The sequence below is a fragment of the Blautia sp. 2227st1_G12_2227SCRN_220401 genome (assembly GCF_039062885.1).
Classification (GTDB): Bacteria; Bacillota; Clostridia; order Lachnospirales; family Lachnospiraceae; genus Blautia_A; species Blautia_A fusiformis.
In genome coordinates this window covers 50,143-63,381 of the sequence record NZ_JBCLNI010000001.1, presented here as the reverse complement: position 1 = coordinate 63,381, position 13,239 = coordinate 50,143, and the positions used below count along the sequence as shown (strand labels likewise).

Annotated in this window: 17 protein-coding genes; 1 reads left to right on the top strand and 16 read right to left on the bottom strand. The window is 42.0% G+C overall.

The window, feature by feature from the left end:
* Positions 1-120 precede the first annotated feature (120 nt).
* Positions 121-741, top strand: a complete 621-nt coding sequence (lexA, locus tag ABCM67_RS00285; protein WP_015525162.1) for a transcriptional repressor LexA — start codon at positions 121-123, stop codon at positions 739-741.
* Between the two features lie 179 nt (positions 742-920).
* Here lexA and rsfS read toward each other — a convergent pair whose 3' ends face one another.
* From rsfS to ABCM67_RS00205, 16 genes are all read right to left on the bottom strand, one after another.
* The gene (gene rsfS / locus ABCM67_RS00280) at positions 921-1,286 is read right to left on the bottom strand and encodes a ribosome silencing factor (protein ID WP_015525163.1); all 366 of its coding nucleotides are present in this window, start codon (positions 1,284-1,286) and stop codon (positions 921-923) included.
* A 6-nt stretch (positions 1,287-1,292) separates the two neighbouring features.
* Positions 1,293-1,907, bottom strand: a complete 615-nt coding sequence (gene yqeK, locus ABCM67_RS00275; protein WP_015525164.1) for a bis(5'-nucleosyl)-tetraphosphatase (symmetrical) YqeK — start codon at positions 1,905-1,907, stop codon at positions 1,293-1,295.
* Positions 1,894-2,535: a nicotinate-nucleotide adenylyltransferase gene (gene nadD / locus ABCM67_RS00270; protein ID WP_021652068.1), complete on the bottom strand. Its 642-nt coding sequence runs from the start codon at positions 2,533-2,535 to the stop codon at positions 1,894-1,896. Before nadD ends, yqeK begins: the two co-directional genes overlap by 14 nt.
* 16 nt (positions 2,536-2,551) lie before the next feature.
* Positions 2,552-2,842 carry a ribosome assembly RNA-binding protein YhbY gene (gene yhbY / locus ABCM67_RS00265; protein ID WP_021978046.1) on the bottom strand — a complete coding sequence of 97 codons (291 nt, stop codon included), beginning with the start codon at positions 2,840-2,842 and terminating at the stop codon, positions 2,552-2,554.
* An 11-nt stretch (positions 2,843-2,853) separates the two neighbouring features.
* Complete coding sequence (obgE, locus tag ABCM67_RS00260) at positions 2,854-4,146, bottom strand: GTPase ObgE (RefSeq protein WP_021652070.1); 1,293 nt, start codon at positions 4,144-4,146, stop codon at positions 2,854-2,856.
* A gap of 64 nt (positions 4,147-4,210) precedes the next feature.
* On the bottom strand, positions 4,211-4,498 hold the full coding sequence (rpmA, locus tag ABCM67_RS00255; RefSeq protein ID WP_015525168.1) for a 50S ribosomal protein L27: 288 nt from the start codon (positions 4,496-4,498) through the stop codon (positions 4,211-4,213).
* A 5-nt stretch (positions 4,499-4,503) separates the two neighbouring features.
* Positions 4,504-4,824: a ribosomal-processing cysteine protease Prp gene (locus tag ABCM67_RS00250; RefSeq protein ID WP_015525169.1), complete on the bottom strand. Its 321-nt coding sequence runs from the start codon at positions 4,822-4,824 to the stop codon at positions 4,504-4,506.
* Between the two features lie 12 nt (positions 4,825-4,836).
* Positions 4,837-5,142 (bottom strand): 50S ribosomal protein L21, encoded by a 306-nt coding sequence (gene rplU, locus ABCM67_RS00245; RefSeq protein ID WP_015525170.1) that lies wholly within the window; start codon positions 5,140-5,142, stop codon positions 4,837-4,839.
* A gap of 141 nt (positions 5,143-5,283) precedes the next feature.
* Complete coding sequence (locus ABCM67_RS00240; RefSeq protein WP_147603578.1) at positions 5,284-6,507, bottom strand: ribonuclease E/G; 1,224 nt, start codon at positions 6,505-6,507, stop codon at positions 5,284-5,286.
* Positions 6,491-7,207: a TIGR03936 family radical SAM-associated protein gene (locus tag ABCM67_RS00235; protein WP_342992414.1), complete on the bottom strand. Its 717-nt coding sequence runs from the start codon at positions 7,205-7,207 to the stop codon at positions 6,491-6,493. Before ABCM67_RS00235 ends, ABCM67_RS00240 begins: the two co-directional genes overlap by 17 nt.
* Complete coding sequence (locus ABCM67_RS00230) at positions 7,182-9,053, bottom strand: TIGR03960 family B12-binding radical SAM protein (protein ID WP_147603579.1); 1,872 nt, start codon at positions 9,051-9,053, stop codon at positions 7,182-7,184. Before ABCM67_RS00230 ends, ABCM67_RS00235 begins: the two co-directional genes overlap by 26 nt.
* 346 nt (positions 9,054-9,399) lie before the next feature.
* Positions 9,400-10,443, bottom strand: coding sequence for a site-specific integrase (locus tag ABCM67_RS00225; protein ID WP_147603580.1), 1,044 nt, complete (start codon positions 10,441-10,443; stop codon positions 9,400-9,402).
* Complete coding sequence (locus ABCM67_RS00220; RefSeq protein WP_147603581.1) at positions 10,444-10,740, bottom strand: hypothetical protein; 297 nt, start codon at positions 10,738-10,740, stop codon at positions 10,444-10,446.
* Positions 10,740-11,435, bottom strand: a complete 696-nt coding sequence (locus ABCM67_RS00215; RefSeq protein ID WP_147603582.1) for a site-specific integrase — start codon at positions 11,433-11,435, stop codon at positions 10,740-10,742. The genes ABCM67_RS00220 and ABCM67_RS00215 overlap by 1 nt, the downstream gene beginning before the upstream one ends.
* On the bottom strand, positions 11,408-11,959 hold the full coding sequence (locus ABCM67_RS00210; protein ID WP_147603583.1) for a hypothetical protein: 552 nt from the start codon (positions 11,957-11,959) through the stop codon (positions 11,408-11,410). The genes ABCM67_RS00215 and ABCM67_RS00210 overlap by 28 nt, the downstream gene beginning before the upstream one ends.
* 244 nt (positions 11,960-12,203) lie before the next feature.
* Positions 12,204-13,154 carry a WG repeat-containing protein gene (locus tag ABCM67_RS00205; protein WP_147603584.1) on the bottom strand — a complete coding sequence of 317 codons (951 nt, stop codon included), beginning with the start codon at positions 13,152-13,154 and terminating at the stop codon, positions 12,204-12,206.
* Positions 13,155-13,239: the final 85 nt, after the last annotated feature.

The window sequence follows — 13,239 nt, the reverse complement described above, 5'->3', positions numbered from 1 at the left end:
TTTCCGAATATCCGTTTGCCATTTTTTCAAAAGTATGTTATACTATTCAAAATATAATTTCGTGATGCTGTCATATTATGGTCGACAGCAGATAAAATCAACCCAGGGAGGTAAGTACACATGACATATGGCAGAATCAGTAAAAAGCAGCAGGAAATACTGGATTATATGAAAAATGAGATCCTTAACAGAGGTTTTCCGCCCTCCGTCCGTGAAATCTGTGAAGCAGTAAACCTGAAATCCACATCTTCCGTTCACTCCCATCTGGAAGCTCTGGAAAAAAACGGATATATCCGCAGAGATGCCACCAAGCCCCGTGCGATCGAGATCATTGATGATAATTTTAATCTGGTCCGCCGCGAGGTTGTCAATGTTCCTCTTGTAGGCACTGTTGCTGCCGGACAGCCGATCCTGGCAGTGGAAAATATCGATGCTTACTTTCCGATCCCGGCTGAATATATGCCCAATGAACAAAGTTTCATGCTGACTGTCAAAGGCGACAGTATGATCAATGCAGGTATTTTTGATGGAGATCAGGTTCTTGTAAAGCAGCAGGCAACAGCAGAAAACGGCGACATGGTAGTTGCTCTGATCGATGATTCTGCAACAGTTAAGACTTTCTACAAAGAAAATGGTTATTATCGACTTCAGCCGGAGAACGACAATATGGAACCGATCATCATCACCGGTAATCTGCAGATCCTCGGCAAAGTATTTGGTGTATTTCGTTTCTTTTCATAAAAATATAAACAACAGATCCCACCCAATGTAATGTGATCTAAAAAGAGAGATATCTTTAAGGTAGCTGTACAGCCCCACAAAGATATCTCTCTTTTCTTTTTCAACAGAAAACTTCTGCTTTTTGATTTCTTCTTATTTAGTTCACATAATATTTTTACAGTAAACTAATATAACAAATTTTACTCATTCTCACCAAGAAATTCTTCCGCATCAAGAATCTTGCCGTCTCTCCAGATCCTCTCAAGATCGTAGAAAAGTCTGTTTTCCTCATCAAAGATATGGATGATCATATCACCGTAATCCATGAGGACCCAGCTGGAGTTTCTGGTTCCCTCGATCTGTTTTGCTTCATATCCGGCACGGCCAAGCATTTCATCTGCATTGTCAACCATTGCCTGTACCTGATTCTGGTTGGAAGCACTTGCGATCACAAAATAATCTGCGATCACGGAAACCTCATGGATATCAATGATCTTGATATCCTTTGCTTTTTTATCATCCAGTGCCTTGCAGGCGATCCGGACCATCTCTTTTTCGATACTCATAGAATTTTAATCCTCCTGTCTGTTGGCTGCATCCTGCATTTTTCTGTCATGGAGTTCTTTATAATAAACATAAGCATCCCTGGTCGTACTGTCGATTTCCTTGGGATTTTCCTCCAGATATTCCAGTGTATCCTTTAAAATCTCATACATACACTCATCCAGATCTTCAAAAGCAATCTTTCGCACCTTCGCAAGATTCGGAGCTTTGTCACGCATTGGTTCAATATAGTCTGAAATATATACGATCTTCTCAAGAAGGCTCATTCCCGGTCTTCCTGTTGTATGATAAGTGATCGCTGTCAGGATCTCTTCGTCTTTAATATCATATTTACTGCTGGCCACATAAGCCCCCAGTTTGGCATGAAGAAGAAACGGATGATCCTTTTCAAAATCTGATACCGGAATATCATGCTGGCTGCACAGCTTCAGTTTCTTTTTATTAGGAATACACTTTGCACTGTCATGAAGAAGTCCTGCAGCCTGTGCATCCTCCAGATCATAATCATAAACCATGGCAAGCGCAGCACAAGTGTACATAACCCCCATTGTATGCTCAAATCTGGCCTCATCCAGATATTTGGAAAGTTTCTTTTTTATCTTGATAAAATCATATTTTCCCATCTGAATCATTTCCTTTATAGATATCGTTTTTCTCAATATAGGAAATCACAGGCTTGGGAACATAATAGCGGAGACTCTGCCCGCTTTCATGCCAGGAACGGAGCAGCTCACTGGAAACATCAATATTCATGGTATCCAGTCGAATAAAATTCCCGTTATACTTCTGTGACAGAAGTTGCATCTGCTGATCAAGTTCCTTCAATGGAGTATGATCTCTGGTTGCCACTACCAGTACTGCTTCCTGACAAATGCGTTCCGGTTCCATCCAGGTATCAAAATTAAAAAGCGAATCTGCACCGATGATAAAATAATACTCTGTGTCCGGATTCGCTTTATTCAGCTGTTCCAGAGTCCGGTAAGTATACGTATAGCCTTCCTCATGCATCTCGATCAGAGACAGCTCAAAGTGAGGATTATCCTCTATGGCAAGACGGACCATTTCCGCACGCTGTTCATCAGTCGCTCTGCCCTTACGGTTCCGTTTATGAGGTGGATTTCCGCAGGGCATGAACAAAACTTTATCAAGCTCAAGCTGTTCATAGGCTTTTTCTCCCAGGATCAAATGCCCCATATGAATGGGATCAAAAGTACCACCCATGATTCCTATTTTTTTTGTTGCTTTGCTCATTTATAACCTCCCGAGATTACGGAAGAATGATTTTTTTCTTGTCCTTTTTACCTTCTCTGTAGAGAACGATCTTTTTACCGATCACCTGTACTACCTGAGATCTTGTTCTCTCTGCAAGAACCTGTGCCATTTCACGTGGATCCTCCAGACAGTTCTGAAGAACGCTGATCTTGATCAGCTCTCTTGCTGCAAGAGCTTCCTCAACAGCAGCGGTATTTTCAGGAGTAAGACCACCCTTGCCAAGCTGAAGGATCGGATCCATTGTCATGGCAAGGCCTTTTAAATATGCTCTCTGCTTACTTGTCATTGTCATACCTCTTATTTATAATAATCAAAATCAAAGCCATACATACGAACCGTATCGCCTTCCTGGATACCGGCTTTTTCCAGTTCCTCCAGGATACCGCCCTCTTTCAGGAATTTCTGGAAGAAGGCAAATCCCTTCTCAGAATCCAGATTTGTATAGCCAAGCATTTTTTCAATCTTAGGACCTTCCACAAGGAATACTTCCGGATCTTCCTCGCTGCGCTCCACAGTAAACGGAAGATTTTCATTTACAAGAACATCTTCCGGGAAGAATTCCTGTTCAAACACTACCGGTTTCATCGGGCTCTTATCCAGAAGCTCTTTCACATGGAAAAGGAGTTCTCTGACACCCTGCCCGGTAACGGCTGAAATTGGATAAACCGAAATACCCTGTGGCTCAAATTCTGCTTTCAGTTGATCAATAGGGCTTTCTTCGCCATCATCAAAAATACAGTCAATCTTGTTGGCTGCGATCACCTGCGGTCTTGCTGCAATTTCCGGATTGTAGGCCTCCAGTTCTTTATTGATCTTGTGGATATCCTCCACTGGATCACGACCTTCTACGGAAGCGGCATCTACAATGTGGATGATAACTCGTGTACGCTCAATATGACGGAGGAATTCATGTCCAAGTCCCACACCTTCTGATGCACCCTCGATCAGTCCCGGAATATCAGCGATAACAAAGCCGCCGTTATCAGTATCTACAACTCCAAGATTAGGGCTCAATGTTGTAAAATGATAGTTGGCGATCTTCGGCTGTGCATTTGTTACACGGGAAAGGAAAGTAGATTTACCAACATTCGGAAATCCTACCAGACCGACATCTGCGATCACTTTAAGCTCAAGGAGAACCTCAAGCTCCTGAGCCGGCTGTCCAGGCTGGGCATATTTCGGTACCTGCATGGTAGCTGTTGCATAGTGCTGATTGCCTTTTCCACCACGACCGCCTTTTAATACGACCTGTCTGCGATTCTCACCGGACATATCCGCGATGACCTTGCCGGATTCCGCATCCATGATCACCGTACCTTCCGGAACCTTCAGGACCACATCCTTACCGTCTGCACCATGGCAGCGTTTTTTACCGCCTTCCTGGCCATCCTCAGCTTTATATTTTCTTCTGTGTCTGTAGTCTCCGAGAGTATTCTGGCCCTCGTCGATCTCAAAAATCACATCACCGCCACGGCCACCATCGCCGCCATCCGGCCCGCCATTGGGTACATACAGCTCACGTCGGAAGCTTACATGTCCGTCGCCGCCTTTACCGGAGCGGATAATGATCCTTGCTCTATCTGCAAACATATTACACCTCTATTCCAAAAAAAGGCTCCAAACCGGATCGATTTGAAGCCTTTTACCTATTTCATTACTCTGCGTCTACAGGAACGATAGAAACCTGTTTCTTATCGCGACCTTTTCTTGTGAATCTTACGACTCCGTCTGTAAGTGCAAATAAAGTATAGTCTTTACCGCAGCCTACGTTTTCACCTGGGTGAATCTTGGTTCCGCGCTGTCTGTAAAGAATGTTTCCGGCTTTTACAAACTGTCCGTCTGCTCTTTTCGCACCTAATCTCTTAGACTCGGAATCACGACCGTTCTTTGTAGAACCAACTCCCTTTTTATGTGCGAATAACTGAAGGTTCATCTTCATCATTGTTGTTACACCTCCTTGACTTTTACTGTCAAATATCGATTGTTATAACTACCAGCAATTTCCGTCAGACCGAGAAGTAAGGAATCCATAAGGAGCATCCCCCGTTCAGAAAGATCATTTCTGAAATGAATGGAAACAAATCCATCCTTTTCCTGCACATCAAATTTATCATCTGTGAATTTTTCAAGAGAATTCACCGTGGTAATGATCAGTGCAGATACCGCAGCACAGACAATATCCTGTCCGGCTTCTGCATAACCGGCATGTCCCTTCGAAATAAATTCTTCGTAAGATCCGTTTTTCTTTCTGACTTTAATTGTAATCATGATGACACCAGATTAACCGTTAATCTTTTCGATCTTAACTTTGGTGTACTGCTGTCTATGTCCGTTTTTCTTGTGATATCCAGTTTTGCGTTTGTATTTGTAAACGATGACCTTGCGATTCTTACCGTTTTCAACTACAGAAGCGGTAACACTGGCATCTTTTACATCCTCGCCAACCTTTAATCCGTCATTGCTGACTGCGATCACGTTGTCAAATGTTACGGTTTCACCAGCTTCTACACCGAGCTTTTCAACTTTAATTACGTCACCCTCGGCAACCTTGTACTGTTTACCACCTGTTGCAATAATTGCGTACATCTGTGGCACCTCCTAATTATTTACTCGCCAAATTCGGTGGCTTCTATTCTGAAACTGAAGCTCTTTAACCTCTTTGTGCGGCATACTCGATTATCATAACAGTGACATACTGTTATGTCAATAGTTTTTTTGATATTTTTATTATTTTTTTGTAAGCTCCCGAATGTCCTCGATCACCGGACGTCTTACTTTCTTTCTGGTCATTTCCAGGATATGCAATGGTGTGATATCAATGGCCCTGCTCTTTACCGGATCTTTTCTGAGGAGCTTCTGTAAAACATGAAAGAGTTCATCTCTGTGATCCGGATTTTCCATGTTGATAAAATCGATCAGGATAATACCTGAAAGATTACGCAGCCGTAACTGCCGGCCGATCTCCGCAGCCGCTTCCAGATTGATCTTGCGGAAGGTTTCTTCCATTTTCTTCTTTCCGGTATATTTTCCACTGTTTACATCAATGGATACAAAGGCCTCCGTCTGCTGGATCACCAGAAATCCGCCGCTGTTTAGCCATACTTTTTCTTTCTGGATCGCATCCAGTGCAGTTTCCACACGATACAGCTTATAAAGCGGAAGAAGTTTGTCCTGATAAAAACGAAGCTTTTCTTTAAGCTCCGGGCTGATCTCTTCCAGATATCCCAGGATCATTTCTCTGATTTCCGGCACATCGGTAATGATCTCATCTAGGTCACGACCATAAGCATCCCTTACAGCCGCCACATAAAATGGTTCTGTCTCCAGTACAAGACTGAAACAGGTACGGTTCCGTCCCTGAACTACGGCTTTATGGTAGCGGCCCTTCAGCCACTCCAGTTCCTTCAGGATCTCTTCTTTGGAAGCGTCTGCGGCATTGGTCCGGACAATGATACCGAATTCCTTATCCGGACGCTCTGCTTCCTCTTTCAGCCATCCGCTGAGGCGATGGCGATCTTCCAGTGCCAGCTTGGAAGACAGACCAAACTTTTTATCTCCTGTAGTGAGAACAAGATATCTTCCCGTAAAATTCAGATTGGATGTCAGTGCCGGAAGTTTTCCCTTCATGGCATCCCTGCTCACCTGTACCAGGAGCTCATCTCCAGGCCGCAATGGTCCGTTTCCTTTTCTTCCTGCGGAAAAAACAGCTCTCTGTGCCTCTGCAAGAGAATAGTAGCATCTCTTTCCAGGCTCGATCTGCACAAAAGCCGCCTGGATATTGGATGCGATATTTTCGACCTGTCCGGTATATATATTTCCAAGAATAGATTTTTCCTGATCGGATTCCAGTCGGATCTCCATGATCCGTTCCTCTTCAATAAGAGCCGCAACTGTACAGAGTACATCATGGATCTCCATCCTTGTTATGATCAGTTTACTCAATTTCCTCACCTAATGATTCCAGCGTTACAAAACGCGGGCTTGCATTTTCTCCCTGGTCTGCATACATTTCCAGACGTTTTACTGTAAAGGCAAATTCCGGAAGTTCTTCTCCCAGCCATTTGAAGAATGTATTTGTTACCAGTTCCGGTTTCGTGTAATTGGAGCTTGCGGATGCCAGCATATAGAAGAAACCATTATTTCTTACTTCCATTTTATAGATATTCGGACGAAGATCGATCTCCTTTTCGCTGCGCTTGGTCTGCTTGGTCACTTTGATCTCCGGCTGTGCCAGAAATTCTTTCACACGGCTTTTCCAGTCAATAGAAGGCTCTTTGCCCGGACGGAATTCCACAAGATAATCTGCTGCTGCCACCAGTGCCATCGCTTTACCCGCTTTTCCATCCTCTACCTTGCGGACGCTAACGATATGCATCCCCTCTGCCATCTGTTCCTCCAGACGGGCTGCGATCTCTGCAGTAGGCATATCTTCTGCCATTTCCAGGTCAAAATAATCTCCGAGACTCTCCATCCCCACTCCAAGTGGAACCGCAAAAGACATGATCATATGCGGGCTGTATCCACCGGAAAACGCTACCGGAAGCTCTGCACGACGAAGTGCTTTCTGGAAATAACGCATGGTATCCAGATGTCCCACAAACTTCATAGGACCCTCTTTGCTGAATTTAATTCTTACCTTCAAGGCAGACACCTCCTTTAAATTTCATAGCTCCACATGCGGAACATTTCTGACGGCAGTTTTCCGTCACAACACCCTCTTTTGCACGCTGCCATTCACGCTCCAGGAATCTGCGGCTGACACCGGTATCAATGAAATCCCATGGAAGGATCTCATCCAGGCTTCTTTCACGAAGTGTGTAGAATGTCATATCCACTCCGCATTCAGCCATAGCTTCCTTCCAGATATCATAATCAAAATTTTCTGTCCAGGCATCGTAAAGGGCACCTTTTTCATAAGCCTTCAGGATCACATCCGCGCATCGTCTGTCCCCGCGTGCGAGAAATCCTTCCAGAGCTGTTACATCCGGTTCATGCCAGTTATAACGGATACTTCTCTGATTCAGCTGGGCGCGGACTTCATTTTTAACCACCTTGGCTTTTTCCACAAAATCCTGCTCTGTATACATTGGTGCCCACTGAAATGGGGTAAACGGCTTCGGCACAAAGAAAGATGTGCTGACGTTGATCTGTACCTTACCTTTACGCTGTTCTTTCGGAACTACCTCATAATAGGTCTCTGCGATCTTCTGTGCCAGATGAGCAATCCCCTTCATATCGTCTTCTGTTTCTGTGGGAAGACCGAGCATAAAGTAAAGCTTCACCTGATTCCAGCCACCCTTGAATGCTTCGCCCGCACCATGGAGGATCACTTCCTCTGTCAGACCTTTGTTGATAACGTCACGAAGTCGCTGAGAACCGGCCTCCGGAGCAAAAGTCAGGCTGCTTTTCTTTACATCCTGCACTTTACTCATAACATCCAGCGCAAAAGCATCAATTCGAAGAGATGGCAGGGAAATGTTGATTGCTTTTCCGTGGAATTCCTCGATCAGGAAATTCACCAGTTCTTTCAGCTGGGAATAGTCACTGGAACTTAAAGAACTGAGGGAAATCTCCTCATGACCTGTATTTTTCAGCATAATACGCGCCGATTCTTTCAGAGTTTCCACATCACGTTCACGGGTCGGACGATAGATCATACCTGCCTGGCAGAAACGACAGCCTCGAATGCATCCTCTCTGGATTTCAAGAGTTACACGATCCTGTGTTGCCTTAATGTGAGGAACGACCGGTGCCTCCACAGCACGATATTCCTTTTCCATATCAATGATCAGCTGTTTCTGGACCTTCTCAGGAACACCATCCGCCGTCGGTGCAAAGGATGCGATCGTACCATCTTCTTTATAGGTAACTTCATAGAGAGACGGAACATAAATTCCAGGAATCTTAGCTGCTGCCAGAAGGAAATCTCTCCTGCTGCCGCCAGCCTTTTTATTGGCCTTGTATGCATCAAAAAGTGCATCATAAACCGTTTCCCCTTCTCCGATATAAAACATATCAAAAAAAGGTGCCAGCGGCTCCGGATTATACGCACAGGCACCGCCACCAATCACAATAGGGAAATCCTCACCACGGTCTGCGCTCTTCAACGGGATACCACTGAGATCCAGTACCTGCAGAATATTGGTGTAGCACATTTCGTACCCAATCGTAATTCCAAGAAAATCAAAATCCCGGATCGGTTCCTGGGATTCCAGTGCAAACAACGGAATCTTCTTCTCCCTCATCACCTTATCCAGATCCGGCCATGGAGAAAAGAGGCGCTCACACCAAACATCCTCACGCTGGTTGAACATGTTGTAGAGGATCATCATACCGAGGTTGGACATGCCGATTTCGTAGACATCCGGGAAGCACATGGCAAATCTGATGTCAATTTTTGACAGATCCTTTACTACGGAATTGACTTCGCCACCAATATATCGGGCTGCTTTGTCTACTTTTAGCAATATTTCATCACTTAATGCTAGTTTTCTCATAGTTTTCCTTTCTTTAGTTATGCATATTGTACAAACCAGTCGAATTAATAAGCAGTCTGTACAATATATAACTCATATTAAATAATATGTCATTTTACCTACTGAAAACCCTCTGAAAAAAGGCCGTTCAGGGCGTTTGGTCAAAAAATGGGTTTTCTGCAACTACTTGACAATAAACATCATATTTTATGAAAAACCAGTATTTACAAGGGATTTTTCGTTTCCTACAGCACGAAAAAACAATTCCTGTCAGAAAATAACTTCCTTAAAAACTTAGTGCCATGTAGGGTGAAAATTTGACATATATCTTTCGCTATTATAAACGCATCAACAGGTAAATTCAAGATTATATGTTATAATACCCTGCTATATCCGGCATATCCAGTGAATGAGCATTTTTAGATTCAGGAATGGCTTCGTCCACAAACGGTTGCATCATAGAAACAAGATTAACCACTTTCATTTTCGATTTTACATAAATCTCTTTTGTAAAATCAGAGCTGTAATGCCCAAGGCTGGTTGAAATTGCTTTCATACTCACATGATACTGGGAATGTATTGTAGCATATGTGGTTCGTAGTTTTCTCCATTCAATAAAGTGGAACCCGCATTTTTTTACAACTCTTTTATATGGTTTGTCTTTAAAACTTCTGTTCCATGGTAGACCATTGTCCTGGCATATAAGATATCCAAGGTCATGGAAATCGTCTCCCAGATACTCTTTTAGTTCATCATAATGTCTGCGTTGAAGAATGATTTCATCAATTACAAAGTCGGCTAAAGGCACTTCTCTGACGCTATTATGAGTTTTGGTACGTTTTTCCTGCGTTAATAAGCTTTGTCCTGGGACACCGTCATTTGTAATTGTGCGTCCCAACTGGCTTTCTACATAAAGCTTGTTGTTCATAAAATCAATGTTTTGATACTTGACAGCAATCGTTTCTGAAATTCTCAATCCAGTTGTAACAGCAAGTAGCATAGCCATAAAGATATGCGGTTCTTCTGTTTTGCAGGTATATAAAAGCATGGATACCTGTTCTACAGAATAGACGTTTGAACGGTCTGCTAGTTTCTTCTGAAATTTTTTTTTCTGCTTTTTGGCATACTCTCTTCTGGTTCCTCTTTTTGGGGCTTTATGAAGAGTGATTGCAGAATCCACGAGGTTATTGGAAACATAACCATTTATCCGGGCATACTTAAACGAACCAGATAATACTCCGTAAGCAACTCTCAGCATATCAGGAGACTTAATGGTATCAAGTCCCTTGATAAAGTCATCACTTTTTAAATCGCGGAGGTATTTATTACCGATTGCCTTAATCAGGTAATTATAGATGATATTTCGGTAAGACATAAATGTGTTATATGCAATATCTTTTGTGTCAATCATTTAATAATACAGCCAGTAATCAAAAAACTCTTTTACTGTATAATCATATGGAAAAAATTCCTGGTTATATAACTGTGCTATTACAATTTCCCTTGCCTTGGAAGCTTCTGCCTTGGTGTCAAACCCACCTTTTTGATAATCCGCCTGATCTCCAGATTCAAAGATAAACGTTACCCTGTAACAGTATTTTTTTCTTGACTTCAAGTATACGATACTGTCATTAAATTTCCATGAAATAATCTTTCCGTAAAAGAATGTTTCCCTTACGTCCGGACGTGTTATTTCTTTTACATGCATTATTTTCCACCTCCACTGTTTGTCAGGGCAATGGCAGGATCCATGGTATGAGATATAGTTGTCTTGATCTGATCTTGGGCATCCATAATACCGCAGTAAATATCAAAGGTTGTATTAATATTTTTGTGTCCGAGTACTTCCGAAATCTTCTCCTGAGGAATGTTCATCTCAATTAATGCAGTTGCACACATGTGTCTTAGTGTGTGCATGGAAATGTGAGGCAGATTACAGGATTTGGTGATAGCATTAATTCCTGTATTAAGTGTTGCATCACTTTTTATCCGCTCATACATTCCAAGGCAAACATAATCCTTGAAGTCACGATTTTCAGTCTTTGCAATGATACGTTCATTTTCTTCCCTGCGGATTTTTAATTCCTCAAAAATAACAGATGGAACTACGAGACACCGGTTACTGTTTAAGGTTTTCGGCGGTTTGAAGGTCCTTTCAGAAGAATAAACTTTTACCTGTTTGTCATTGTCGGATCCTTTACTTTCATAATGATAATCCCTGGTATACTGCCGCTGTATTGTAAGGGTTCGGGATTTTTTGTGGAAATCGGAATATTTTAGACCTAAGATTTCACCCGTTCTCAGCCCACATACCAAAGCAAGCAGGATTTCAAAATAACAAATATGATAAACCTTAGCGGTACGAACAAAAGAGTTTATTTGCTCTTTGGTGTATAGATCCATTTTTTTCTGCCTGAACAACAAGGTTTTATTCCCAGAAGAACTTTTGGCGATATGAAACCACTCTTTTCTGCTTCTTTTAAAATGACACGCAGAACCTTATAAGTCATCTCGCCGGAACTGTTGCTGTACTTTTTACATTCGGAAAGCAAATCATTTACAAATATGTCTGTCAGCATACTTAATAGAACATCCCTGCGAATTTTGGGCAGAATGATTTTGTAAATTACCCAGAAATACTTTAGCTGGTTGCTGCTGTCTGTAAACTCTGTCAGATAATGTTCATGCCAGTACTGCAGATATTCTGCAAAAGTATAGGAGTTCTGAGTAAGATTCTTGATACGAGAAATTGCCTTCCTGTAAATCTCCTCTGAAATAAAATAACTTTCAGATGCTTCCTCTTTTGACTGAAATCCGGTTTTAATGTCATACTCAATTGAGTATGTCTTTGCATTGATTTTCTTTTCAATATGGTTCCATGAACCATTTTTTTCAAATACATTATAATCTGTCAATGATACTTGCATTGTGATCCTCCTTTAAAGTAACACAGAATGCCCCCTTCATTGACAAGTTAACTTTATCACGCAGTAACATTCTGTGTCAATATGATGCATCGTTAAGATTAGATGCCATGGGAATACCTCCATATTTTTTTCAGTTTATTTCTAATATGTCATTTCCGGCATTCTCTGGCGAATTTTTATAAGAAAAAATAAAAAAGGGCCCGCCACGAAAGCAGGTCCGTAAAAATTGTCTGTATATACAGATTTACGCTTTTTCTGGATTCCAGTCCATTACATCGAATCTTCCATTTTTCTTTTTTCCTTTAAAAATGATCTCTTTTTTAAAGACTTCACCCTGAATTTTGTAGCTGTCCCAATCTAAAGACTCGTATACTGCCGGCATAATGATGTTTCCATTAAAATCGATAGCTCCATATCCATTTTTTCCCTTTACAACAACAAATTCTTCGAGATACCCTCCTGAGATCTCAGAGAACTCTTCAAATTCTTTGATAACCTGCACGGAAGCAGTTTCATCCGATTCATTTGAATATTGAAGCAGTAATACATGTCCATTTCGTACTGCCATTCCTGTGGATGCGATGAACGGAAGCCTGCCGATTGATTCACACTTGTCAATAAGCACGATGCCATTTTTGTCAATAATTGCCCATCCCTCAGATGTCTTTACTCTCGCCACTGTTCCATTACGTTCTAATGGATTGGCTTCTTCATAGGTACCGGTCATATAACTTCCGTCTTCAGAAATAAAATAAAACCCATTTCCTTCACTGACACAGGATGAGTGGTCTGACATGGGCGAAGCGTCTGTATATTTTGGTTTAATAACTACTTTCCCGTCCGTCTTTGAGATAAATCCGATCAGCCCTTCATTATCTATAACACGGCAATAATCGGAAAATGGATCCTTTTCGATTGCCCTGTAAACATCGGACAATACCCTTTTCCCTCTCATTAAATACGCTCCGTCATTATCAAATACAATGCGGGTTCCATTTTGGGAAACGGTCATGGAATCGTCATACTGGTATTTCATACTGTTACTCATATAAAAATATCCGGCCACAGCAATACTTATAAATATAACCGCAAGGATCAGTATTGTAAAAAAATGACCCTTGTGGTCTGTATCCTCCGTCTCTTCCGTGTAATCCTCATCATTCAAACTGATAGCTTTTAATAATTTTTCAATCATATACTCTTCTCCTTATGACATTTACTGGGTTTACAGTTACAAATCATGCCAGCATACTTAATGGTACCTGTGAAGAAACCCATGA